The 26,143-nt window shown below is 57.9% G+C and carries 16 protein-coding genes and 2 pseudogenes; 2 read left to right on the top strand and 16 right to left on the bottom strand.

Annotated elements, in window-relative coordinates; translation table 11 throughout:
* The first annotated feature begins 309 nt into the window (after positions 1-309).
* On the top strand, positions 310-612 hold the full coding sequence (locus tag RGV59_RS06840; protein WP_046385098.1) for a hypothetical protein: 303 nt from the start codon (positions 310-312) through the stop codon (positions 610-612).
* 443 nt (positions 613-1,055) lie between these two features.
* Here the strand turns inward: RGV59_RS06840 and RGV59_RS06835 are convergent.
* The 3 genes and pseudogenes from RGV59_RS06835 to RGV59_RS06825 all read right to left on the bottom strand — a co-directional run bounded on the left by RGV59_RS06835 (position 1,056) and on the right by RGV59_RS06825 (position 4,067).
* Positions 1,056-2,227 (bottom strand): annotated as a pseudogene (locus tag RGV59_RS06835) (IS4 family transposase).
* A 162-nt stretch (positions 2,228-2,389) separates the two neighbouring features.
* On the bottom strand, positions 2,390-2,782 hold the full coding sequence (locus RGV59_RS06830) for a hypothetical protein (RefSeq protein WP_126585958.1): 393 nt from the start codon (positions 2,780-2,782) through the stop codon (positions 2,390-2,392).
* Positions 2,783-2,810: 28 nt separating this feature from the next.
* Complete coding sequence (locus RGV59_RS06825) at positions 2,811-4,067, bottom strand: DUF637 domain-containing protein (RefSeq protein ID WP_260473881.1); 1,257 nt, start codon at positions 4,065-4,067, stop codon at positions 2,811-2,813.
* A gap of 237 nt (positions 4,068-4,304) precedes the next feature.
* Between RGV59_RS06825 and RGV59_RS06820 the strand changes: the two genes are divergently transcribed.
* Positions 4,305-4,559, top strand: a complete 255-nt coding sequence (locus RGV59_RS06820; protein WP_057006050.1) for a hypothetical protein — start codon at positions 4,305-4,307, stop codon at positions 4,557-4,559.
* Positions 4,560-4,705: 146 nt separating this feature from the next.
* On the opposite strand, the gene RGV59_RS06815 is transcribed toward RGV59_RS06820, so the two are convergent.
* From RGV59_RS06815 to RGV59_RS06755, 13 genes and pseudogenes are all read right to left on the bottom strand, one after another.
* The gene (locus RGV59_RS06815; protein WP_079442594.1) at positions 4,706-5,371 is read right to left on the bottom strand and encodes a hypothetical protein; all 666 of its coding nucleotides are present in this window, start codon (positions 5,369-5,371) and stop codon (positions 4,706-4,708) included.
* A complete protein-coding gene (locus RGV59_RS06810; protein ID WP_126585959.1) occupies positions 5,371-5,604 on the bottom strand; it encodes a hypothetical protein in 234 nt (77 codons plus the stop codon). Before RGV59_RS06810 ends, RGV59_RS06815 begins: the two co-directional genes overlap by 1 nt.
* Before the next feature lie 499 nt (positions 5,605-6,103).
* Positions 6,104-6,478: a hypothetical protein gene (locus tag RGV59_RS06805; protein ID WP_057006049.1), complete on the bottom strand. Its 375-nt coding sequence runs from the start codon at positions 6,476-6,478 to the stop codon at positions 6,104-6,106.
* Positions 6,475-6,807, bottom strand: a complete 333-nt coding sequence (locus RGV59_RS06800; RefSeq protein ID WP_057006048.1) for a hypothetical protein — start codon at positions 6,805-6,807, stop codon at positions 6,475-6,477. Before RGV59_RS06800 ends, RGV59_RS06805 begins: the two co-directional genes overlap by 4 nt.
* Positions 6,808-6,846: 39 nt before the next feature.
* Positions 6,847-7,170, bottom strand: coding sequence for a hypothetical protein (locus RGV59_RS06795; protein ID WP_079442592.1), 324 nt, complete (start codon positions 7,168-7,170; stop codon positions 6,847-6,849).
* Positions 7,167-15,023 (bottom strand): DUF637 domain-containing protein, encoded by a 7,857-nt coding sequence (locus RGV59_RS06790; protein ID WP_260473882.1) that lies wholly within the window; start codon positions 15,021-15,023, stop codon positions 7,167-7,169. Before RGV59_RS06790 ends, RGV59_RS06795 begins: the two co-directional genes overlap by 4 nt.
* A gap of 31 nt (positions 15,024-15,054) precedes the next feature.
* A pseudogene (locus RGV59_RS06785) lies at positions 15,055-16,777 on the bottom strand (ShlB/FhaC/HecB family hemolysin secretion/activation protein).
* A gap of 432 nt (positions 16,778-17,209) precedes the next feature.
* The gene (gene pgaD / locus RGV59_RS06780; protein ID WP_102618704.1) at positions 17,210-17,692 is read right to left on the bottom strand and encodes a poly-beta-1,6-N-acetyl-D-glucosamine biosynthesis protein PgaD; all 483 of its coding nucleotides are present in this window, start codon (positions 17,690-17,692) and stop codon (positions 17,210-17,212) included.
* Positions 17,689-19,035, bottom strand: a complete 1,347-nt coding sequence (gene pgaC, locus RGV59_RS06775; protein ID WP_046489625.1) for a poly-beta-1,6-N-acetyl-D-glucosamine synthase — start codon at positions 19,033-19,035, stop codon at positions 17,689-17,691. The genes pgaD and pgaC overlap by 4 nt, the downstream gene beginning before the upstream one ends.
* A gap of 2 nt (positions 19,036-19,037) precedes the next feature.
* Positions 19,038-21,035 carry a poly-beta-1,6-N-acetyl-D-glucosamine N-deacetylase PgaB gene (gene pgaB, locus RGV59_RS06770; protein WP_126585960.1) on the bottom strand — a complete coding sequence of 666 codons (1,998 nt, stop codon included), beginning with the start codon at positions 21,033-21,035 and terminating at the stop codon, positions 19,038-19,040.
* Between the two features lie 12 nt (positions 21,036-21,047).
* Positions 21,048-23,528: a poly-beta-1,6 N-acetyl-D-glucosamine export porin PgaA gene (gene pgaA, locus RGV59_RS06765; RefSeq protein WP_322246924.1), complete on the bottom strand. Its 2,481-nt coding sequence runs from the start codon at positions 23,526-23,528 to the stop codon at positions 21,048-21,050.
* 296 nt (positions 23,529-23,824) lie between these two features.
* Positions 23,825-25,321: a YdgA family protein gene (locus RGV59_RS06760; protein ID WP_046385109.1), complete on the bottom strand. Its 1,497-nt coding sequence runs from the start codon at positions 25,319-25,321 to the stop codon at positions 23,825-23,827.
* A 149-nt stretch (positions 25,322-25,470) separates the two neighbouring features.
* On the bottom strand, positions 25,471-26,103 hold the full coding sequence (locus RGV59_RS06755; RefSeq protein ID WP_026139839.1) for a hypothetical protein: 633 nt from the start codon (positions 26,101-26,103) through the stop codon (positions 25,471-25,473).
* Positions 26,104-26,143: the final 40 nt, after the last annotated feature.

Here is a 26,143-nt window from a genome sequence, read left to right as displayed (position 1 = left end):
AATCGGGCGGCCTTGGTGCCGCCCCGGTTTGTGCAGATAATCAACTCTAGGCCCCACCATTAAAGAGAAATAGGGGTCAGACCACCATTATAAGACTAAGAAAAAACAGCCTTCGGACGACATACCACTCCTCGGATAACTCTCTTTTTAAAGGACTGAACAATAGTCACAAAAACTCCTTAAATGCAAAATGTGGTCTGACCCCTATTTCCCGCGTCCTGATAACATGGAGTTGACCTATACGATAAATGGAAAGACCGAAAAAGTTTTCTTTGAAAATGAGGCTCATAAGATTCCGGAGGTTATATAGTGGTTACTCAAGACGTACAGTTAGTGAAACAGATTTTTGAGCTGCTAGATGCAGGTATCGTGGATGGCTACGACTCTTTTTTTTATGAGGTAACAGTAGGTGCGGGTTATATAGAAACTGTTCTTACTGTCGAGAACAAAGGGGTTCGGGTGACGGATGCGGAAACGGATTACAATGGCGCAATCCTCTATCGTTTGGTGAAGGAGTTGAGGGAGTGCGCCACCAGACGTGGTGAAAATTGGAGTTCGTTTGTGATGACTTATGCGCGTGGTGGAGAAGTTAAAACCAGGTTCAATGCTTGATTGATAAAAGGTCTTAGATCAAAAAAGATCGGTGAAAGTGGATGAGCAGGGGCGAGGCTATCTGTTTGGCTTCGCTCGGTTACTAGGCGATGAAAGCCAACGTTGTAATTGTCCAGGTGTTGCAAGTTCAGATTGATGTTGGGGCCGACGAGGATAACATTTAATCGGAAAGAGCCGGGCTCGGTTAGGGATTCTCCGAACAAGTCCGCAAATGTGCTGAAATACGCCTGACTTCCTAATCCGAGCCGCCCATGAGCCTGGCGAGTTTTCCGACTTCGAGTAAGCGGGCAAGCGCAAGCAGTCACGCCGCGAACGATTCTGAGATGGATCAGGTCATGCCCTAGAGAGAGAAATCGCGGTCAGGCCAAGTTTTTATAAGGGTCAGCAGAATTGCGCTTTAAAAAATGAGAGTGATGGTCTGACCCTGAGGGATCCCCACAAATCTACTCCAGGCTCTGCGCCTGATGGCGCACCTCATCACGCAGGGCTTTCTCCAAGCCTTCTCGCCCACCAAAATCTGTACAACTGCGCCAATATTCCATGCCTAGCCGCCACAATGAAAGTACACGTTTCACCTTGAGGCTGTTGCTTTGATAGCGTCGTTCCAAATCACGTTCTCGCGCCTGAAGCCCGGTTAAAAAGAGGAGATAGTTGGCGAGCGCAGCAATCAACAGCAGCACCTCTATTCGCTTTGGGCACCTGCTTCGATGCAGATTCAAACCCAGCCCCAAGTGCTCACTTTTCACATCTCGGAAGCCTTCTTCGATCTGCATACGCCGCTTATAAATGGCCACGATTTTTGCTGAATTCCACTCGCTTTGCTTCAGATTGCTTGCCAGCAACCACGGCTCTCGCTCACGACTGGCGGACTGCCGGCTGAGCTTGCTTTTGGCGACTGATCCAGTGACTCGTTGATGTTTACGGCCCTTGGCAGAGTGGCGAACGCAGTACAAATCAATGAAGTGAGGCGCGCTGCGGGTCATCTCAACTCGACCCAGCGACTTGGGCGATGAGGTGGCCAGAGCATACAAATTCTTCACGGGTAACCACTCACTTTCTTCGCGACGATAAAGCTCACGGTTACGTATGCGCGCCACGTAATACCAGCCTTGCGCGGCTACTGCCTTCATCCATGGCCGCCGGAAGCCTGCATCAGTTACCAAGATTGGGATACAGCCATCAGGCAGCAATTCAGCTAGCGTTTTAATCAGGCGACTTTGATACCTGGGGCAACCTTCCCGCTCATGAACACTTTCATAAATAGGAAACGAACGACCTGCCAGCGGGATTGCGGCTCTCAACAAGGGGCATCAATTCGAGACCAATCGACCAAGATCAGCGGATGCTTCAACGAGCCCAGCAACGCTCGTAGCATCACCCAGTAGTACAATGGGCGTTCTGATCTCAGATGCTGATTTCCCAGCAGACGGTCGACGCGCTTGATGGCATGTTTGGGATAGGCCTGACCCGGCATGGAGCGCCCGAGGCCCGTCAGTGTTAGGCGACGGCCCTGCAGTAACGAACTGACACAACTCACCAGCGTTGTCAGGCGGCGAGAATGGATTGAGGGGAGTGCTTGAGCGAGCGCTCTGTGTAAAAATCGAATGGCCTGCATGGGTTCGGGATCTTAGTTTTGTGTGGTGCAAACCAAGTTGCCGACTCATGCAGGCCTCTTCAATAATTCCAACTTCTTGATTTTTTGTAAGAAAAATCGGGGATCCCTCAGGGTCTGCCCCCTATTTTCTTCTTCCCTTACTGAACTGCCACCTTGCACCAATTAAACAACTATAACATCACCAGAATCCAGATAAATCGAATAGGATTCATAGTCACCGCTACAGTCAGCCTCGATTACAATCCTATCGCCAGAACTGAATGATACCTGCAATGTAGCAGTCTCGACTTCCTCGACCAAAACGACATCTTTCAACAAAAAATCTAACAAGGGTGCACTGGTAGATGAATCCGTGAATTCTCGTCTCCCCGAAACATCACCAACTTGATACGTCAATCCTGCTTCAACACAGAAGGAAACCTTATATGGAGGAACGCCGGGTGCAATTTGTGGGCGTGAAAAGTCCAGCCTTGTGACGCGCACACCAAAACAAACCATTTCCAAGTAACACCCGGAAAGCAGCAGAAAATCAAAATCGTCTGGCAATGTGTACATATGTCCCTCTAATTAAGTCCATAGCCTTTCAACGACGAACAGGCGGTAAAGAGTCTGGTGGAAGCGGAACATGTGTATCTCCCTGCCCGATACCCGGCTTACCTGTCGACGGATTCATCGGTTGCTTGCCGGAGTTCTGCCAACGCCAGTATCCGTCCTCATATCCTGGAACAGGTGATGAGCCAGGCGGCATAACTCTAATGTGCTCCCCTTTCGCGGGATCAGTACCAGCCGGAAAGTAGATTTCACCACCATTTCGCCCTGGTCGACTGACCCACCCTGACGGAATTACCGGTGCCTGTGGAGGGTTTGATATTTCCTCTACAGTTTGTGGAGTCTTCGCCCCACCTTTTGCACCCTGCGGTACATCAGGACCCACAGCTTCACCCTGACTACCCTTCCCTTTCCCTGCTCCAGAGCGCGAGGGTAATGTTACTCCAACTCCAGCCTTGATAGCCTCCGCCCCGAGCTTAACCAACACCCCACCGCCAGCAGAGCTGATATCTGCAGCAATTTTGCTGGAAGCGTCTAGGTTGCTCCCTATCACAAAACCTACAGCAGAAGCAGCACCACCCTGCCCCTGGGACCTAAGCTTACCTACCAGATCGACGAGTTTCTGATCATCGTTCGCCAACGAGATAGCAATACCCCTGCAGCGTTGCGGATCGCGCGCGCAGAGCGCATCCAATTCGTCATTTCTCTGCTGATCAAGGGCCGCATACCGCTCCCTAACCGCCCTTTTCTCTTGTTCCGTACTTTTGCTGTCAACCTCCCGAAGCATCTCCTCGACTTCTTTGTGGTAAAGGTAGTTAAACGTCGTCGCCTTCTGAGCAATCTGAGAGCCTTTCTCTAAATCACCATCAACCGCTGCCGCTGCTAACAACCCAGTCAGTTGTGAAAGCATCAAAGTGATGTCTTTATTGCCTTGGGCGGCCCAAGTTAATTGATTGATGAGCGCTTCATTCAACCCAGCCGCCGCAGCCCCGGTTTTGAAATCACTGCCGGTCGCTTCCGCCAGCAATCCGCCCATCAATGCATGAGCAATGATCTTTTGAGGGCTTCCATTCGGGAACGTGACGTAGTCACCCACCCAATTAAAACCGGTAGCCATCGCAACGTTGCCAGCCTCTCCCAGCAAGGCAGCATTGAAATTGTCGCCGAAACTTCCGCCCTGGATGGCCGTAGAAATCCCGCTAGAGATTACCGCCCGACCTCCAGTGCGCAGGGCGATATCACCCGCTGACGTCCAGGTGAAAATATCTTTGGAGGAGTTAGTAACCGCCAAGGTTGAGCCCGCACTCGGGTTAACACCTTGGACGGTGCTAGTACTTGCACCTGCTTTGTCGGCACCAGCGAACCAATTAGAGAAATAGGGGTCAGACCACCATTATAAGACTAAGAAAAAACAGCCTTCGGACGACATACCACTCCTCGGATAACTCTCTTTTTAAAGGACTGAACAATAGTTACAAAAACTCCATAAATGCAAAACGTGGTCTGACCCCTATTTCCCCTATTTCCCATGCCATTAACAGGCCACGACTCAACCATTCCCGCGTTGGTGATCGACACGCAAGCGCCCCTCGATGTCCTCCATGAGGCTGCCGCGTATCGTATTCGTGCGGTGACTCAGTTTTTGGAGAATCTGGCATTTCGGGAAAAGATCAGCAGTGATGCGGTTGTGTTGCATGATTTTGCGCTGCTGCTGGCTATACCGCTGCGGGATGGGTGCGATCTGCTGGATGTTATTGGACGGAAATCAAACTCGAAGATCTAAAGCAGAATCCGGGCAGTTAAACCATAACTGCCCGGCCGATATATAAAACCATTTTATTAAATAACCATAAAAGCAGAATCTTCCCAACAACTCTACCAGGCCCAGTCAAAACAGCCCTACACCGACCATCTTGACCAAAAAAACAATCAAATCACCAAGCTTTTTAGTCGATCACCCGCACTGAGGAGCTCGTCGGCAGATAGCGGATTATAACTAATCACAATCAAAACTCCATCTTCAAACTCACGCACTTCTTCTACATAATCACATATTAAATCAACAAGTTCACGAGGTCCCTTTCCAAAAGCACGAAAACACAATTCCTTATCGAAATAATTCGCTGCATTTATACGAAAAACACCATCCCTACCATTGACGTCTTTCTTTGTAGCTTCACAAGCTTCTACCACTAAAGGCCAATCGCTTCTCGTAACACTCCAATCATGCAAAGCCGAGCGATAGGAACCAAAAGCCTTAATATATCTAGGAAAAACAACTTTCAACAAATCTGAATAGTCGACTTTTGAAGCTGTAAATTCAATAAATAGAGTATCATCAAACTGCGCATCATCTTCCAGATACTTCTGATCTCGCAGGGCGTATGAAATACGACCTTTAACGCCGACTGGAAGTAGCTTATCTAATGACGCCGAGGTCACCAACTCGCTTCCAATAGGGGGAACTTTAAGGGAATCGCTCAAACCCCATGGAACGCCCAAATCGCTTACAGCTCTCAAAAAATTATTATGCCTATCTTCGATAGACTCTGAAAAATTAGGTCTATGTCGAAATTCAAGCTTATATTTAGTCATTAAGGTGCCACCCTTACAGAAATATTTCTGATATTTTGCTCAACAAGGATATCTGTTGCCCTATCAGCTGCTTTTTGATTGGGAAATTCAAAAACCGCCTTAACTCCCGGATTCTGCTTTAGCGCTGCCGATACTCGCTGAACGCTCTGTATCTGTTTATCAAATGTAGTTAGCGCCGTTTTTCGATCAATCAAGGTGATACCGTTAATATCCTCTATACCGTCAAACTTCACAAAATTGTTGCCGTTCGGATTGGGATTGTCAAATCTAATTGCCGGGACTGCTTTACGCTGCGATAGAACATCAGAAAATGCCCCTGTTGTACCCGCTTCGAACTTAACGAATGGTTTAGCAAAGTCTCCTTGGAGAAATAGGGGTCAGACCACCATTATAAGACTAAGAAAAAACAGCCTTCGGACGACATACCACTCCTCGGAGAACTCTCTTTTTAAAGGACTGAACAATAGTCACAAAAACTCCATAAATGCAAAACGTGGTCTGACCCCTATTTCCCCTCTCCGTGGCAAACGAAGCACCACGAGTAACACCTTCAGTTCGAGCAGGGACTTCCTGTGTGTAATACCGAATTCGTCCATCAGGAAGTGTTTTCGTAACAGCCGCGTTCTCCTGTGCTTTCTGCAAGCCTGAAAGCTTTGCCCTCAAAGCAGCTTGAGCGTTAACACTTGCTGCTTCACTAGATATTGCTGCGGTTTCTTTTGCACCAAAGGAAACTCAGACAAACGAAATGTCTAACCTATCGACCCGCCATGAAATCAGCTTCCCCTCAAGGAAACCAAAATCCGCCAGAAAAATCTCATCACAGAAGGTCAACCCACTACAGCACAAGCAGCCATCCCTCAACTCGCCGATAATTCTGTATGAATAGCCTGGACCTTCTCTAAGGACTGAGGGTGTGACATGAGAAATCTCTTGAACAATATACTCACCAAAAACCATGGGCAACAACTCTGCCCGATACACTCGCCCTATCTCAAGCTGATAGGGAAGATAGCTTGCAAAGCAGGTAAGCCGCTGACCACATACAACAATCGAGACTTCCTCTTCTATTTCAGAATTGACGCCATCAACAAGCACTGAATAAATCATGGTACAGGCCTTATAATTTTATCTTTAGGATCACCATTCAACATCTTCCAAAAACTCTTACCACTTTCCACATGGATTGTAGTGATGGCACCATCAGAATTAGTTCCTACAAATCCATACTTCGCATCTCCACGGGACGAATTACCCATGAACTGCACGTAGCCAGTTCGCATTTCGCCCTTGTACAGATACTGAACCTTATCCCCGCCTTGCATAATGTCCTTGCCCACCTGCAAATATTCGGTAGACGACTTTGCCCCAAATTCAGCACCGTGTTTTTCAAAGTGACCAATCAGCTTTTCTTCATCAGCAAAACTAGCCGACCTCACATTTACAGTCGCTTTTGCACCGACTAGCCTTGGTGTTCTTTAAAAAACCTCATGCCTCAGCAACTTAAAGCCACCACCTTGGCTAATCACTTTTTCTATATCAGCTGAACGATTTGTAGCGTTTACATAGAGCAAGATTTTATAGCTAGCGTAGTTCTGCTCTACTGGATCGCCGTCCAAAGGATCAATATTCAATTTTAAAACAAAATTCTCTGAATCACTCCTACCCCACATATAGTAAATACCACCTTGATAAGAGCTATCCCTTTCCTCAAAAATCTCTCCCAGCGCTCTTTCCACATCACTTCTCGCCGACAGAAGACATGATTTTTCCGCACCATAGAGATCATACACAATAGTCATTTCGGTAACACCGCACTCGGAGCACGACTTGCGGCTGTTGCCGCAGAGTCATAGATCATAAAATTAACTTCGCGTCCTGCTTGGGCGCTCATCTTACTCGAAAAATCTTTCAGGCCAAGGGCTTGCAAGTCTCTTGCACTCAACGGCCCCGTACGAGTTCCGCCACTCCTCAAACCTATTCCTAAGGATTGAGCGCGTTGCAAAAGTTCTGGACTTGCCAGCGCAACATCGAAGTCACTCACCCTGCCAACGTCAAATGCCTCCCCAGTTTTAAAACTTTTACCTGTTACGGCACTTCCTTGAAGAATTGGCTCTACATTTTCATAGCCAGCACGTGCCAAACCATCTCGCGTATTTGTGCCAAAGCGAACGAAATCATCTGCACTTGAAAAACCTTTTGGGATTACAACCCCTTTTGCAACCCCTAACTCTGCGCCTTCAACAATTCGCCCAGCAGTCTTAGTCGCGCCTCCCACCCCGCCACCAAACATCATGCCAACCATTTCGGCATGATCACCCTTCATGGTCTGCTGGACGGCGAGACGCGTATCGTCCTGGTTTTTATCCTGGAAACCACGAACGATAGACTGTTCTGCTTTGTTTAGCCCGCCGTTCTGGTCATATTTATCCAGCGCCGCATTGCCCCCCTCCACGTCCAGACGCTGTGCATTACAACTTGTAGGATCATCACACTTCAGCAGTGTAATACCAGTTTTTTTATCACTGATTCCTGCGTACTTAGCAGCCACATCGCTACGGCAGGATGACGGGCTGGCTGCCCCACGGCACCCTTTCAAATCCTTAACCAAATCATCCACTTCATGATGATTCAGATAGTTATATGCGGTGGCATTCTTCGCAATTTCAGCTCCTTTCTGCACGTCACCGTCAGTTGCACCAGCAGCTGCGATTCCGACCAATTGCGAAGCAGCTAACAACAGTGCTGGATCGCCATTTACCACTTTCGCTAGAGCGGTTACCAATGCTTCGTTAGCTCCCGCAGCGAGAGCGCCCGTAGCGAAACTACCCCCGCCAGCCTCACTTAACAGCCCACCGACCAGAGCGTGCAGAGCGATTTTTTGAGGCCCCGAGTCGGACCATTTTTGGCCTTTCGAGTAATCACCTACGGCGTTAAAGGCGACCGCTTGCAACGTGCTCTGCAACTGCGAGCGCAGGGAACTGCCGAGATTGTCTCCAAAACTACCTCCTTGAATAGCAGTGCTTAAACTTGCTTGGGCAACGCCTTGTGCTCCCGAATAGGCGGCAAACTTACCAATGTCAGAGGCGGAACTGAGGTCAAACCCCTTTGTAATGTGATTGACGTTGTCGCCCGTTACACCGAACGCCGGATCAAGCACTCCAGCGGTAAAACCTGCCGCTAGTGCCCCAGTCGCGTACCCCTTCAGGGCTTTGCTTGACGTAATGTCTTGAAAAGTCGCACCGATATTCCCGCCGTTATTGATAAAGCTGACGGTGCTCCCACTGGCAACTGAAGTTAACGCAGCAGTCGCCATGACGTTGCCCCAACCAGCTGCCGCGGTCCCTACAGCCGTACCGGCCGAAACCATTGCAGAACTGCCTGCTGCAGCCATTGCCGTACCAGACCCAGCACTAGCACCCGCTGCAGCGCCCACCGCACCGCTTGCGGCTCCAGCGGTTAAAACTGTCACGACAATGATGATCGCCAGCATGGCTCCTTGGCCTAAGCTGGAATGGCTGTACTTGAACGAATCATGCAGTTCCTGCACCTGCCGCCAATCCACATCCCCACGCTTCTCGGCTTCTTTCAACCAAGCCAACTGCGGATCCGCTTTGACCATCACATCAATCGTCTGGCTAACCGTATTCTGATCGATCTGTTTGATATCAATCTTCAGCCCGTTGACGGCCTTGATCGCCATCTCCCCCTGCGCCATCAACTCACTCTGGCGCAGCGTTTCGTCGGTATTCCCCTTGCCCTTGGCGCTGGTCCACGCCAAGTCACTTTTGCTCTTCTCGTGGCTCTCCTGGTGCAGATCCTTGACCGCCTCGAACGTCACCACGCCGCCACTGGTGATCGCCAGGTCCTTGCCACTGTTGAGCTTGGCCCGCTGATACAACTGATCACCGCCGCTAACTAGCGACAGATCACCACCGGTCTTGATCTCAGTCCCCACATTCGTGACGCGGGTGACTTCATCCCGCTTGGTCTTCTTCGCGCCCCAGCCACCCTTCTCCTTCATGTCATACAAGGTATGCGCGCTGTTCTGCGCCGCCAGCAGGTTCAGCTTATCCCCGCTATACAGATAAGCCTCATTCCCCGCGCTGATCTTGCTCGCCACGATCGTGGTGTCACGCCCCGCCTGGCTGACAAAATCCCCGCCCGCCGTCAGCACGCTCGCCACTTGGGTGGTCTGGTCATCCGAGGTTTTGATGCGCTTCTTGCCGTGCTTCTCCTTGCCTTCGACGTTGTGCACATCGCTGACCGACGCCACGTTGAAGTCACGCCCGGCGTCGATGTTGAAGTCTTTGCCGGCGGTGGCATTACTGCCGATGATGTTGACGTCCTGCCCCGCTTTCATGTTGAGGTTGCCGCCCGCCGTGACGCTGGCGGCGAGGTTTTTGACGTCGGTGGTGATGCTGGATTTTTGCCCGCCGTCGCTGAAGGCGTGTTTCACGCTGGTGTCGCTGACGGGCAGGATGCTGATGTCGCGGCCGGCGGTTAAGGTGACGTCGGTGCCACCTGCCAGGGCGCCTCGGGTGATGAGGTCGCGCCCGGCGTTCATGGCCAGGTTTTCGCGGGCGACGATGAGGCTGGTGCCATTGTCAGTGAGGGTGCGCATGCCCGCGCCGTCACGCACCTGAATGGCGGTGTTGTCGTTGGTGATGTCGCCTCTGACCGCCGCCATGCTCACTTGCTTGCCGCGAATTTCGCCGGCCATGGCATTGCGGATGCTGTCCTGGGCCAGCAGGCTCAGGTTGTTGCCGGCTTCGATCAGGCCGCCGTTGTAGAGACTGCCGCCGGCGGCGGCGGAGAGGTTGTTGCTGGCGCGCAGGGTGCCGACGTTGATCAGGTCGCCGCCAGTGAACAGGTTGAGGTCGCGGCCCTGGATCAGGCTGTTGCCGCGTACGTTGCGCGAGTCGGCCTGGGCCAGGTAGAGCACCGGCACGAGGACGGTCTGGCCGTCGACCACGCGGTTTTCCATCCACACGATGTCGTGGGTCAGGGCGCCGACTTGCTGGCCGGTGAGGGTCACGCCGAGGCTCAGGCGCAGGGCGTCCTTGCTGGCCAGGGCGTTGTCCATCAGGTAGCGGAACTGGTCGGCGTCGCTGGTCAGGCCGCCGGCGAGGAAGCGTTGGCCGGTTTGCGCGAGCACCGCGTCGCGGATCAGGCGGCTTTCGTATTGGCCATCACCGAGGCGGCGCCAGGCGTTGTCGCTGGTGAAGCCGAGTTTGCCGAGCATGTAGTCGGAGCTGAAGAAGCCGGTGAGGCTGGCAAATTCCGGGTTGGTTTCGATCAGATAGTGGCTGGTGGGGTCGGCGTTTTTGACGAACAGGCCGTACTCGCCCTTGGGCAACTGGAAGTTGGGCGCGGTGATGGGGTCGACCGGGGCGAAGGCCACGCCGGTGTAGTCAACGGGTACGAAACCGCCACCCGCTGCAGGGGCAACCACCGGCAGTACGCTGCCAGGCGCCTGGGCGCCGGGGTTGTTGGCGTGTTGGCTCAGGTTGATGTTGATGCCACCGACCGGGACGCCGGTCTGGTCATCGCCGAGGGTGCCGGTCAGTTGCGCCAGGGTGTTTTCGTGCAGCGTGCCGTTTTGCGTTTTTCGGGTGACTTTGGAAAGGTCGACCGTACCACCGGCCTGAAGCGTGGCGTCGTACTCATGGCCGGCGTTGGGGGTCCAGGTGGTGACGTCGCTTAAGTGGGCGAAAGGCAAGCTATTGGGTGAGCGGTTTTTCAGTTCTTCGAAGCGCGCCTTATCGAAATGCCCAGCCGCCGTGGCCGCATTGAAAGCGGGAACATCGACATATTGCATGCGTTCAAACAAATCGTCGGAAACGCGACCTGGCGTGCTGACGACAATCTTGCGCTGCCCCGTGCGCGTAGCGGCGCCCTGGTTGAGCAAGTCACCGGCGGTGATACTCAGGTCGCCATTGGCAGCCATCAGGCTGTAGCGGTTCTGCACATTGTCGCCTTGCAGCAGCATGTTTTTGCCAGCCACCAGGCGCGCCGCCACCGAATCTTTGGTCGCCGCCTCAAGGTACGTCTCGTAGATGGTGATCAGGCCTTTTTCCCAGTTGTCTTTCTCGCCGCAGTGCTGGCCACAGATCCAACTCAAGCTGCCTGTGGTAAGCGTCTGCCCGAGTTCGAACGCATCTTTGGCGTTTTCGATAAAGCCTGCATTGATACCGATCGAGCCTTCGCTTTCCACGGTGCCGGAGCGGTTGCTGAACAGCACGGCACGCCCGCCATCCTGTGCGGCGAAGCTCAAGTTGCCTTTGCTGTAGACATCGCCATAGAGGTTGCTGAAACCATTGCTGCGCAAGGTCATGTCGCCGCCGCTGAACAACAGCGAATCGGCAGCGTTGGTGATGCCATTCACGGCGGTCAGGTTCACCGCGCCCTGGGCGCCCAAGGTGCCACGGTTATTGATCTGCGCCGCCGCGATATCCAGCTGCTGACGTGCGGTGAGGAAACCGAGGCTGTCGAGGGTGCCGGTCAGGCTCAGACGGGTGTTGGTGCCGGCCAGACGGCCGCCGTTCTGGCTCAGGTTATTGGCTGTAACAGTGAGCGTTTGCAGGGCCGATACGCGGCCGCTGTTGGTCATGTCGCCGGTGGTGATGCTCAGGTCACCGTCGCTCAGCAGTTCGCCGCCGTTATCCAGGCTGGCCACGTCGATGACCAGGCCCTTGCCGCTGGCCATGCGGTCACCGGCTTTCAGCGCCAGCGCCTGGCTGCTTTTATAGGTGATGACTTCGTTGAGTTGCACACGGCCCAGACCATCGACCTTGCCGAATGCCCAGTCGGCTGTGCCCATGCCGTTGATGTTGCCCTGGCTGCCGGTGAGGCTGGCGGTGTGGACGCGCATCAGGCCGCTGCCGGCGTGCTGCAATTGGCCGGACTGGTTGTTCAGGCTGGCGGCGTCGAGGCTGAAGCCCTGGCTGCCAAACTCCAGAATGCCATTCTGGTTATTGACTGCGCCGCTGACGTTGATGCTGCTGGTGATCCCTTTCAAGGTGCGCAGTTGACCATCCGCGCTGTTGTCGAGGTTGCCGCCACCGACGGTCAGGCCCTGGTTGGCCTCAATCAGGCCGCCCCGGTTGGTCAGGGTGTCGCGTGACGTGAGGTTGAGCTGATTGCCGCTGAGCTGGCCGCCCGCACTGTTGTCGAGGGTGGCGCCGCTGATGGTCACCTGCTCTTTGCCGAACAGCTTGCCGCCGCGGTTGGCCAGGGCTTCAACGGTCAGTTGCAGATTGCCGATCAGGCTCGCCATCAGGCCGTCGCTGCCGTTGTCGACCGAGTCGGCGGTGACGGTCAGGGTATCGCCCTGCACGGTGCCGCCCTGGTTGTCCAGGCTGCCGGTGGTCAATTCGGTGAGGGCGCCGCCGCTGAGGATCAGGCCTTTGCGGTTGCTCAGCTCTTGGCCGCTGTAGTTCAGGCCGAGGTTGCCGGCCAGCAGTTGGCCGTTATCGTTGTTCAGATGCTGCGCGGTGATGTCCAGGCGCTTGCCACGCAGCAGGCCGCCGCTGTTGTTGAGGGTGGTGAGCTGTTTGACCAGCACGCTGCGTTCGCCAGCGTCAATCGCGCCACCGGTGTTGGTCAGCAGGTCGCTGATGTTGAGCGTCACGTCACCGGCATCGCTGATCAACGAGCCTTTACTGCTGTTGTTGAGGGTCCCGGCGGTCACATCGACGGCGTTGCCCAGCACGGTGCCGGCGCGGTTGTCGATGTCACCGGCGGCGAGCAACAGTTGCTTGCCGACGATCACGCCGCTCTGGTTATCCAGGCTCGCGGCATGCAGTTCAATATCGCCCTTGCCTGCCTGCAAACGGCCCTGTGCGTTATTGAGCTGTTGCGCAGTCACGAGGGTAAGCTTGCCGGTGTCGGCGCTCAGCACGCCATTGGCGTTACTGCTGAGGCTGCCGGCGTTGAGGTTCAGATCCGTGCTGGCCTGGGCAAACCCCTGGCTGTTGTTGAAGGCATTGGTGACGTTGAGGGTGAGCGCGCCGGCGTCGGCCTGGATCAGGCCCTTGAGGCTGTTATCCAGGTCAGTGGCGTTCACGGTGGTGGCGCCGGCGACCACTACGCCGTTCTGGTTGTTGAGGCTGCCCGCATTCACGGTCAGATTGTTGGCGATGATTTGTCCGCCGTTGTTGTTGAGGTCGGCACTGGTGAGCACCAAGCTGCCGCCGGCCATTTCGATGCGGCCCTGGCGGTTATCCAGCGAGGCGCTGTTGAGACTTGCGGCCTGGCCGTCACCAAAACGAATCAGGCCGCCGAGGTTGACGATGGCCGGCGAGTTGAGCGCCAGGCTTTGTTCGCCAAACAGGCGTGCGGTAGCGCCCTGGTTGGTCAGTTTGGCGCTGCTGACGTCGACGGTTTTGGCCTGGATGATCGCACCCTGGTTGGTCAACGCCTGCGCGGCGGTAATCGCCAGGTTGCGGCTGGCCAGAAGGTTGCCGGTGGTGGTGACGGTTTGCGCGTTAATCACCAGGTCGCCGGTGGTATTGCGGGTGTTGTCGGCGGCGACGCCGGCTTCGATGATGCCGGGATTGTTGACCGTGGCCGCATTGATGTCGATGCGTTGGCCGGCGGCCACACTCTTCTGGTTGACCAACGCCTGGGCGCTGGTCACTTGCACGTTGCCGGTGGCGTAGACCCTATCGGTGAGGTCGATATTCTGCGCGTTGACCGTGACGTTACCGGTGGCCGCTGCCTGCGCCATGCTCAAATGGCCATTGGCATCAAGCTGAATATCCCCACCACTGGCCACCAACGTACCGTCGAGCTTCACACCCACACCGGCTTCGGTGCCGACCAGTTTGATCGCTCCGGCGTACATGCCGCCCAAGGCGCTGGAGTCGATCGCCAGTTCCGGCTTGGCACTGCCATCGTCGGCGCGCGCGGTGGTTTTCAGGCTTTGGGCATCGACGTCATTGCGCCCGGCAATCACGGTGAGTTGGCGCGCGTTGATTTGCGCGTTGATCTTGGCCGAGCGGGTGATGATTTCGAAGCGGTCGACGTTGCTCGCGTTCAGGCCCTGGCCGTCAATGGTCACCGCGCCGCCGTCGACCTGGTAGCTTTTCAGTTGTCCGGTCGGATCGATGACGGGTTTGCCGGTGGTCAGGGTGGCGTTGGGGGTGTTGATGAAGCCGCAGCCGTTGCAACTGATGCCGTAGGGGTTGGCGACGATGACTTTGGCCGACTGACCCGCTACTTCGGTGTAGCCACGCAACTGGCTGGGGTTGCCGCCGTTGACTTCGTTGAGGATGACGCTGGCCGCGCCGCCCTTGAGGTTGGGGTTGCCGACGATGTAGCCGCCCAGTTGGGTGTTGGTCACCGCGCCGCTGGCGTTGTTGAGGATCACGCCGTTGGGGCCGACGTTGTAGTCCTTGAACTGGTTGTGCGACAGGCCACTGCCGTTCGGTGTGGCGATGTTCACCACCGGCACGCCATTGCCCGCGGCGCCGACGGTGGTGCCGGGCGCGCTGACCACGATGCCCTCGGCCTGGGCCAGCAGCGGCTGCCAGAACAGCGCGTTGGCGAGGATCAATGCCAGCCCGCGCTTGGGCAGGCCGAAGAACGCGTCGCGCGGCTTCAGTGCGGCAGAAGGTTGGCGGGCCAGGAAGGCAAATTGGCGAACATCCATTTTCAAATTCTCGATGTAACGGGGCGTTGAATTACAGGAAGAAATCCATGCGGAAGTAGATCGGCGCTTCGCGCTCGCTCATCACTGCCGGGCGTTCCAAAGAATGGGCAAACGTCACGCTGGTGCTGACGTGTTTGCCCCGGGCGAACAGCTCCAGGGAGTTGCTCGAGACCCGACCGTGTACGTCGCCGTTGTAGCGACCGTGGCTGATCACACCTTGGTCGTAGCCGACGCTGGCGCCGTATTCGGCAAAGGCCGGGCGCAGCCAATCGAGCGTCACCGGGCGCGCCCAGCGCACGTCGTTGCGCCAGTAGCCGCCGCTGTCGCCGCTCAGTTGCTGGTCTTTGAAGCCGCGCACCGAGGCCGAGCCGCCGAGGCTGATGCGCTGCGGGCTGAACAGGATGTCTTCACTGCGTTGGCCGGTGGCCAGGCTGGAAAAACTGAACGACTCGCCCCACAGCGTGAACGGCTGCAGGAAGCTGGCGGTGGCGGTGTATTTGCGATAGCGCGCGTTGGGCTGCCGATTGCCTGCGTCATCGCGCTCGTCCTGGGCCTGGGCATCGAGCAAGCCGATGCCGTTCTGCATGCCCAGGTCAACGTTGACGAACCCGCTGCCGATGCGACGCCCGTGGTTGAAGCCCAGTTGCAATTCGCTGAGGCGGTTGCTGCTCGAGGCGGTACGGGTATCGAGGATGTAGTTGTTGGTGCGCAGGTGCGCCACGCCGACGTTCAGCGATGTCTTGCTCACATCGTCACGATGGACCACCCGCTCGGCGCGCAACTGGTGATTCTGGTTGTCGCCGTTCTGCTTGAATTTGTAGTCGTTGGTCACGCCAAAGGTGCGGTAGTCGCTCTCGTTGTAGGTGTAACTGAAGTTCCACCAGCCCCACGGCACGTTGTAGTAGAGCATGCTGTTTTTCGAGGTTTTCTGGTGGTCGCTGACAGCATCGTGGCCGCCGCGCAGCACCAGTTGGTCGGCCAGGCCGAGCGGGCTGTCCCACTCCAGGCCGGCGCCCCATTGCTGTTCGCCGGTGCTTTTCTGCCCATCGTTGTTGCGCGACAGGCTGGCGCGCCAGGGCTTTTGCGGGGTGTTCTTGACCACGACGTCACTGCCGCCTACCTGGGTGCCGGGGGTCAGTTCCATTTGCGCCTGCTTGGAGGGCAGGCGGTTGAGCTGGTCCACCAGTTGCTCGACTTCGCGCAGGTTGAGCGCCTCGCCGACCTTGCCGGGAAAGGCCATGGCCAGCTCGCGATCAGTCACGCTGCTGCCTTGGGCGCCTTTGAGTCCTTCGAGTTTGCCTTCGACCACCAGCACCTGGAGGTGACCGCTGGAAAGATCTTGTTGCGGCAAGTAGGCGCGACTGGTGACCCGGCCTTTGTCGATGTAGTAATCGGTGATGACCTTGAGCAGTTCATTGAGCTGCGACACGCCCAGGCACTGGCCGACATAGGGTTTGAGCAGGCGCTCGCGGTCGGTGGCGGGCAGGCTGTCGGCGCCTTTGAGCGTGATGTCCCGGATCGGGAAGCAACGGCTGTCGGCGGGCGTGGCCGGGGCCTGGGGCTTGGCTTCTTTGCCGGGCAGGTCCTTGAGCTCGTCGAGGCGTCGGCGCTGCTCGTCGAGCAGGCGGTTCTGGCGGTCGCGGATCAGGTCCTGATCGCCCGGCGTGGGGGCGGCCGTGGCGCTGTTCAGCGCTTAACCAGGCGAGCAGCAAAGTACACAGAAGATACCGAGTCCGTGGCAATAACAAAGACATGTTCGATCCGTCGAAAATCAAGGCGCGGCAAACTAACATCGAACTTCGGCTGACCCAAGGGACTGGATTAGTTGCACGCAAGTTCTAGATAGTTCTGCAACACACTGATTTATAACCATAAAAATAATCAAAATAGATAAGCAAGCGCTCATCGGAAGTATTATTCCGACAAACGGCAACTATTTTGATGTTGATTCAGCGAATAACTTATTAATTGCCACTACTTGGCCATCAAGTTATTGCCGAGTTAGGTTAGTACCGGGAAAGACGGAAAAGTTCGCAGGAGTTTTGTGAACCAGGGCTCATTTATCGAGATTGCAGGGCAAACCGATTGGCGACGAGCGGCAAACCTGATGCTGCAGAACCGCTGGAGGCGCTGTAGAGCCTCGCCGGGGCTCCACAGCGACCACAAAGAGCGGCGTGGTTTGGCCTTCAGCCGATGTCCTTGCCTTTTTCCTGGCCGGGCACCAGGGTCAGCGGCGGGCGTTCCACGTCGCGGGAGACATGGGATTTCACGTCCTCGACGCCGCCATGCTCATCGTTGTGGATGACCAGCACACCCGGCCTGCGCAGTTGCTCCAGGGCCCCCTCCTCCAGCTTAAAACTTTCACTGAGGTGCTTGTCGCTGAGCCTGTTGACCTCGGCGCGGCGCTGGGCGAACTTGCGTCCCTTGCGTTGCTGGTAACGCGCCCAGCTGATCAGGATCACAGCGTTGAACAGGGCGATCCACAGGTAGATCTGCAGGGTGTTGAGCGCCGCGAAAATCGGCGCTTCCAGGCGTGGGCCGCCATGGCTGTCCAGCATCGACGTAATGCCGCGCGCCAACAACCAAATCAGCCCGGCCCAGGCCAGCAGGGTCAACACCACATCGATAACCCACATCACCGGGTTTTGACGAGTTCTCACCAGTTTCATGATCTCGCGTCCTTATTGACAGGTTTGATACCGCGATCCGGGCTGACCCAGCGCGCACGCTTCTGATGCTGCTTGAACAACACCTTGGGAAAACTGACCAGCGTGGTGAACAAGCTGACCAGCCAGAACACCATCGGGTACCACACGGTCCAGAACAGGGTTTTCCACAGGTCTTTTTCGTAGCGCCGGTCGATCAGGATGCTCACGGCAAACTGCACCAGGCACACCATCGCCAGCACCAGCCCGGTAAAGGCCGGAGGCACCAGGGAGTCCACCGCGATCGCCGGGGGCAGCACGACGAACTTACCCACGGCCCAGAAGATCACCGACAACAGGAAGGTGAAGGCCCAGCCGGTGGACAGGCAGTATTCGAACAGCAGCGGCCACAGGTAACGATGCCGCCATTGCCAGATGCCACGGATGTTCTTGAACAGCACTTCGGCGCCACCCTGGGCCCAGCGCAGGCGCTGTTTCCACAGGCCGCCGACGGTTTCGGGCATGAGAATCCAGCACAGGCCGCGCGGCTCGTAGAAGATGCTCCAGTGATCGAGTTGCAGCTTCCAACTGATATCGATGTCTTCGGTGATCATGTCGGTGCTCCAGTAGTCGACGCGGTCGAGCGCCTTTTTACGGAACGCCACCACCACACCGGACACCGTGAAGATCCGCCCGAACACACGCTGGGTGCGCTTGATCAAGCCGATGATCGAGGAGAACTCGCCGACCTGCACGCGGCCGATCAAGGTCGAGCGCGTGCGGATGCGTGGGTTGCCGGTCACGGCGCCCAGGCGCGGGTTGTCGAGCATCGGCGCCACCAGGTAGGCCGCCGCGTTTTTGTCGAGCAGCGCATCGCCGTCGATGCACACCAGGTACTCGCTGCGCGCCGCCACGGCGCCCATGCGCAAGGCCACGGCCTTGCCCTGGTTCTGCGCCAGGTGCAGCACCCGCAGGCGCGGATGCTCCAAGGCCAAGGCATCGAGCACCGCTGCCGTGTTGTCTTTGGAGCCGTCGTTGACGGCGATCACTTCAATGTTCGGGTACACCTGGCCCAGCGCCGCATGAATGGTCTCGGCGGCGTTATCGCCTTCGTTGTAGCAAGGGATGATGATCGAGATCAGCGGGTTGCCGGCCAGGGTCGGCGCCGGCGTGTCTTCTTCCCACGGCCAGTGGCGCTCCCAGTGCAGCCAGAAGTACAGGCCGCCGGCGATCCACAGCGCCGACATGAACAGCGGGTAGAAGAACACGAAGTCCATCAGGAATTGCCCGGTGATCAGGAAGATCAAGCCCAGGGGCACGCCCAATACCAACGCCAGTACGAATAAAGCCAGGATTCTATCGAACATGGTCAAGGGTTCCATTGGTTGGAAAGGGCCGGACGCACGGTTTTCAAGTCCGGGGAATTTTCCAGGAAGTTGTCCGGGTAGTAGCCAAAACTCGTGACCCCCTGGCGTTTGAGTACGCCCATCCATTCGGCCAATTGCGCACCGCTCAGGTCCGGCGCGGCCTTGGTGCGCCAGTCTTTGGCTTGCAGTTCGAATACGGTGCGTTCCAGCGCACCAGGGCGCGCCTTGACCGTGGCGACCAGTTTTTCCAACCAGGCGTTGGAATTCTTGAGCGTCTCGCCTTCCATCAGCGGCATGGCCATCGGCGCGGTCCAGTCATAGGTCTGGAGGAAGTCGTCGAGGTTCTGCGCGAACCACGCTTCGCTCTGCGGGTTGAGCATCGGCTCGGCGAAGATATTGCGCGCGGTCTGCACCTGCGGACCACCGATGGCGCGGACCTTGGCGGTCAGTTCCTGGGTGAAGTCGATCAGGTAACGACTCTTGAAGCGCGTCCAACGCTGCATCACCGCCGGGTCGGCGCGCAGGGCCGCGATGCTGGCGGGTAGGCCGTTGGCGGCATAGACCTTGAGCGCGGCGGGGCTGGCGTCTTCGAAGTCGGACAGCAGCGCATCGTCGTGGTACAGCACGCCGTCGATGGCATTGTTACGGGCCAGGTCCTCATAGATCTCGCCAATGATCTTGCGCACCTGCGGGTCGAACGGCGACAGGCGCTGGTATTGATCCGGGTCGAGGCCGACCTTGCCGGTCTCCGGGTCCCAGCGGGTCACGCGCGGCAGCTTGGGGTCGAGGGCGAAACTGAGCACCGGCATCCAGGCATACACGCTGGCATGGGCACGGGTGTGCAACTGCCAGGCGACACGGTTGAACAGGTCGGCACGCACCGGCAAGTGGCGGTTGGGGAAGTACAGTTGATGCACCAGGCCATCACCCTTGGGGTCGGCGAAGGCTTGCAGGAACACGGTGCCCGCGCCCATGTCCACCACGCGCTGCACCAGTTGGTCGAGGTTGCGCGCTTGTTGGGCCGGGTCCGGGTCGTAGACGTTGTCCAGGTCCACATGCAGCACCCGCAGCGGTGCCTGGGTTTGCACCGCGACGATGCTGTTGGCGAAATGTTCGCCGTCCGGGTCGGACGCCACCAGGAAGCGCGGGCTGTTCATCAGGTTGGACGAGCTGTCGAGGCCGTCTTCCAGGGTCAGGGCCATCTCATAGCCCTGCTCGCCGACGATCGCCAGCGAGGTGCCCTTGGCTGCGCCGTAGGGCCATACCCACACCCGAGGCGCCTTGCCGGTGACGCTGCGGATCTTGTTGGAGATCGCCACGACATCCGCGCGCATCCGCGCCTCGAACTGCGCCTGGGTTTCATAGCGGCCGGTGGCCGGATCGAAGCGCAGGGAGGTCGCTGCCGGCTCCAGGTTGCCCTGGGGGTTGGCCAATATCCCTTTGTGACTGGCATCGGTGTGCGCGGCGATTTCCACCAGACCCGAACGAGACACTTCGCGGATCTGCGCCCAGGTCAGGAACTCACCCCGCGGGCGCGGTGAGCCGGCAAAGTCCACCGGTTGGTTCATCGGCGTGTCGATCCAGGTGCCAACCGGCGCAAGCAGGGCCGGCCAGTGATAGGCCCGCAGTATCGGCATCACGCGGGTATAGAAGCTCGAATAGCCATCATCGAAGCTGAGCATCACGGCTTTTGGCGGCAGCGCCGGACCGCCACGGCGGGCCGCGAGGACCTGGTCGACACTGACCGCCTGGTAACCGTTCTCCCGCAGCCAGGCCAACTGCTCGATCAAACGTTCGGTACGCACCGCCACCACCGCCTGGTCGGGGTCGCGATCCTCGACGTCGTGATAGGCAATGCCCAGGAAATGGTTTTTCGGCCACGGCGCTTCGTTGGCCGGGGTCGGCCGCTCGGCGGGTGGAGTGAAAGGGGCGGGCTGCTGGGCGCAGGCACTGGCCAGCAATACACCCAGGACCAGCAAGCAACGGCTGAGGACAGTCATGGTCAGGCTCTTCTAGAAACGGTAAGTGAGGTCGACGAGCAGGCGCAGATCGCGTTCGCGATCACCGTCATAGGGTCGACTGATCAGGCTCAGGTTGGCGCCGGCTTCGAGAACGTCGTTCCAGCGAAAGCGTTGGCCGTAACCGATCAAGCCGACACCGCCGGTGGAATAATCCCTCTGGCTATACGTACCCGCTCCGACTTGGAACTGCTGACTCCACTGGGTCTCGTAGCGGTGATAGAGCACATGGTTGACGGTGACGGTGGGCAACACGCTGAAGTCCGACTTCGGGTTGAAGTACACCGTGTCGGCCTTGCTGTTGTGGCTGGCGCTGACTTCCAGGCCCAGGTCCACTTGCACGCCCGGCGAGCTGTAGATGCCCTCGCGGCCAGTGAGCAAGGTTTCGATGCGGTCGTTGCCGTCGCTGAAGTGCGACGGGCTGAGGGACAGCTTCCACTCACGGCTTTCATTGGCGCGCCAGCGGATGAAGCCGCTGCCGCCGTTGGCCGTGATGTCGGCATTCAGCGCACGCAACGGTGTGGTGGCCGAGAGGTAATCGAGGCTGCCGCCGTATTGCCAGTTATCGTTGATGTCGCGGGCGATCGACACGCGCGCGCCTTGTTTGGAGCCAAAGCCGTAGGAATGGTTGGACACCTCGGCTTCCAGGGTCATGTCGCGGGTCCGCCGCTCCACGCCCACGCGCTGCCAACGGTGCTGGCCGGTGCCTTCGGAAAAGTCGGCGGTGGCGTAGCCGGCGCCGGCGAACAGGCGCCAGTCTTCATCGATGGGCGGCGTGTAGATCACGCTTTCAATGCCCCAGTCACGGCTGCCGGTGACCGCGCCCACGTCGCCGTTATTACCGCCGCCATAGCTTTTGCCGGTGTAGGCCTCGACGCGCACTTCGGCCATGTCGTGGACGTTGCGCAGGCGCTGGAGACGCTGCACCTGGCGGCTGTCGGGGTTGCGGGCGATGACGTCATCGGCGAGCACGTCGAGTTGGCGCCACTCCTGCAGATCCATGGCGGTGTACGCCTGGGACACTTCCAGGCTGATGTCGCGCGGCACCTGGGCTTCGGTTTCCTTGAGGGTCGCTTCGGCGCGCCGTGGCAGGTCGCGGGCGCGGTACATGTCCGCCTGGGCCAGGCGCAGGCCGACGTTGCCCGGAGCCCGTGCCACCAGGGCTTCCAGGCCGGCTTCGCTGCCCGGCAGATCGCCCCCGTACACGCCGGACTGCGCCGACAGTTGCTGGGCATCCATCCATGCATCGTTGGGGTTGCCGATGGGCAGACCTTTGAGCTCGACCCGCGGTTTCTGGTTGTCGGCGAGGGTAGTGGCGACCTTGCGGGCTTCGACACCTTTGTCGCTTTCCTGCAGGGCGTAGAACAAGGCCGTGCTGTCTTCGACCCGGTCATCGGGCTCGGCGTCGGTGGCGCTCAGTGCCTGGCGATACAGCGGCTCGGCCTTTTCCGGCTGGCGCTGGTCAAGGTAGGACGCCGCCACCCAGCGCACCGCGTAGGTCGGCAGTTGCACGCCTTCGGCCGTGAGGGTTTCGTACTCGCGAATCACCTCGGCGGTGCGCGCCCGGGCCTTGAGTGCGCCCAGGCGGTCGATGCGCCAGCGCACCACGTCGTCATGGGCGCTGGCATCGGGGGTCCAGCGGGTGAGCAGTTTGTCGTAGTCCTGCAGGGCGCGGTCGGCGATCACGTAGCGTTCTTTCTCGGTGCGCGTAGCGAACTCGGCCATGCGTACCCGCTCGGCGGCCAGGTCGCCTTCGAGGCGGCGCTGGGTGACGGGGTCGAGCAGGCCCGGGCGCTGGGTCGCCAGACGCAAGGCCGGCTCCGGCAGGCGGGCCTTTTGCAGGGCGACGATGTATTCACGGGCGACTTCAGGCTTGTCGCCGGCGCGGATAAACGCTTGGTCGAACTCAAACAGGGCGTCGTAATTCAAGCTGGCGCGGGTCAGCGCGTAGCCCAGGGCCATGCGCCGGTTGGGGTCGTCGGGCTTGGCCGCGACCATTGCGCGGGTGCGCTGCACCGCCTCGCTGGCTTGGCCGCCGTCGGCCTGGGTCAACGCCAGGCCGAGTTGCAGGTCGGTATTGTTCGGTTCACGCAGCAATGCCTGGCGATACACCGCCTCGGCCTTGGCCCACTGCTGTTGGTTGCGATAAGTGCGTGCCACCGTGGCGAGCGCCTGGGTGTTCAGGTTGCGATTCTTGCCCTGGGCCTCATACACCTTCAGCACTTCGGCGTCCTGGCCGGCCCACCCGGCGATCACCAGATGGTCGCTGACCTGGCCCGCTGTCTGCCGTTCGGCAGGCAACTGGCGCAGTTGGGTCAGCGCGGGGGTGAAGTTGCCGTTGCGCGCCTGGATGATCAGGGCGTCATAGGCCGGGTCGGCCACGGCGAAGGTGGGCATCAGCAACTGACTGCACAAGGCGACCCCGATGAGCAGTCGCAACCGGCCTGATGCACTGAGTGGAGGGTTTGGCAACATATCGCGAGCTTCCTTACACACGGAAAGCTGTAACGATAGGTGGTCCTGAGCAATTTGCTGCAGGGTGCCGGCGTCTCGGGACCCGGCCTAGCTTTCCTGTGGAAACTATCCCTCAAGAAAATAGGAAAAAGTCCAATTCAGAACAATTGTTCAGAATTGCCCGACACACTAAAAAATGAATACGGGGGCGGACTTGCCGGAGATAACGGGGTATCAGCCAATCGCCATGGCGACTATTTGACCCGTATCACCCGCAACTCCGCCCCCGCAGATTTTTTTTAACGGTGCAGCAATTATTACTGCGCGCCGCCCATCGCACCGACTTTGGACATGACGAAGGAGAGGAATTGTTCAACCGTCATCTTCTGGCCGTTGAACGTCACTTCGTTGTTGGCGTAGTGCAGCTTGGACACCACGTCGCTGCCAACCAGGGTCGCCAGTTGCGTACCGACGGCCATGCCGCTGATCATCTCGCTGGCCATCTGGGATTGCTGTTCGATGGCTTCAGGGTCGGTCACACCACCGAGCTGCGCTTGCAGGGCGGCAACGTCGGCGATCATTGGCTTGGACAGGCTCAGGTTGGCATCGAGCAACGCGATGATCTGCTTGCCCAGCTCCAGCGGCGGCAGTTCCATGCTGCTTGGCTTGGCCAGGTCCACGACCAGGCTGAATTTGCTTTCGCCACCGGTGGTTTTCAGCGACAGGTTTTCCACCGCCACTTGCGGCTTGGCGGCCAGCAGTTGGTTGACGTTGGTATCGGCCAGGGCCTGCTCGGCGTCGCTCAGTTGCAGCTCGGGTACCGGTTCACCGGCGGCAGCGGCGGCCTGCACGGGTGCCATCTTGTCCTGATAGAGCTTGGTCAGCACCAGCATCGACGGCACGTCGACGTTCTTCATGCTCAGGGCCATGGCGGCCGAACCCACGGGTTTGCCCTGGTAACCGATCTCGTCAATCTTGTAATCGACGCGCCCGGCCAGGTTGTTGTCCTTGGTGTCGCTGGTGTCTTTCTGCTCGAAGCCCTTGAGGGTCAGCACGGCCTTCTGCGGGCCCATGGTGAGCTTGGTGTCGGTCAGTTCCACGGTGTTCTGCCCGGTGTAGAAACCGAACGTGGATTTTTCCAGGTTGCTGGCCACTGTCAGCCCGGCCAGTTCGGCTTCGAACGGCGAGCCATTGGCGTCGACGACGGCGACCTTGAGGCTGTTCATGTAACCGTCGGCCTTGACCTTCTTGCCTTCGGCGCTGCTGTCGAAGTTCAGGTTGGCGCCGGAGAAGCTCACCGACGACTTGTCGTCCTTGAACGCCAGGGGCAGCAATTCGACATTGCCGTTGACCGAGAGGCTGTAGCCGATGTTGGCCACGCCCTTGAGCGGCGACACGTCTTTGGCGGCGGCAAACCACTTCTCGGTGGTGGCGTTCTTTTCCAACTCATAGTGACTGGTGGCCATGACCGGCAGCCATTTCAGCGTGACCAGGCGCGACAACGGCAGCGGGCCGTGTTCGATATGGTCGACGAACAGCAATTCAGGGTTCGGGTTGTCTTCGCCGAAGACCGCACCTTGTGCTTTCAGGCGGTAATGGGCGGTGCTGCTGAACACGCCACGCTCCAGGGACACCAGCTCAAGGGCCATCGTGCCGTCGACGCCGGCCATGGAGGTCTTCAGTTCCTTGTTGGCGTTCTGGATCGCGGTTTGCAGCACCGGTTCCAGTTGCTTACCGGTGTACCAGGCGCCGCCTGCACTGACGACGCCAACGGCGACAACAAAACCCAAAAGAACGACTGCTGGCTTATTCATGAGGTGACCTGATCAAATCCTGTGAGAAGTGGGCTGTCTTCCTTGAACCCCGAGTGAGGTTGGCTCAAGCCCGCCGAAAAACGGGGGGAAGATTAGCACTGGCGGCCGCGAACGGCCCAGACTTTCAGAGGGATCAGTTCCACGCAAGTTCAGGAGTATTCCGTTTCGATCTCGTCCAACTGGTGGTCGAAACTCTTCAACCGGGCGGTCCAGGTGTACACCAACACCTCGAATTCACGGTGTATCACGGCATTACCGGGGGTATCGACCTTGGGGTCGCAGAAGTCCAGTTGGTAGCGTTCGCGGGCCATCTGCGTGGCCACATCGGACAATTCCCGCGCATTATTCAGCCAATGCCTACCGTCGGCGACCTGCCGATCCAGCAGCACGCATTGTTTTTTCAGGGTCTCGAGGCTTTTTTCCAGGGGCGTGCCGGTCAGGTCGCCCATGACTTCCTGGAAGGTGCGCCCGGGCTGCCAATAGCTGCCCCAGAAATAGCGGTCGAACACGGTTTCGACCCGGCGCAGGGCGACCTTGGTGTCCCAGATCGCGACGCGGGTCTTGCCTTGTTCGAGGAGTTTTTTCTTCACCTTTTGGTTTTGGTAGGACGCCCAGGCGACGACGCCGATGGACAAGGTGCCGATCACCAGGCAGGCGCTGTCGAGAAACACCATGGCCGTGTCGATTCGGTGAGCGAGCATGACGCCGTAGAAGTAGGCCGCCGATAACAACACCAGTGCGAAGCACACGCACCAGAAAGCGGGAGCATAAGGGTTTTTCATTATTGGAATCCCCATGAGCAAACGCGAGCTGTGTCAGGCG

The organism is Pseudomonas sp. FG1, assembly GCF_034313875.1.
Lineage (GTDB): Bacteria > Pseudomonadota > Gammaproteobacteria > Pseudomonadales > Pseudomonadaceae > Aquipseudomonas > Aquipseudomonas veronii.
The sequence above is the reverse complement of the archived record's forward strand: the minus strand, read 5'-3'. Positions and strand labels throughout refer to the sequence as shown.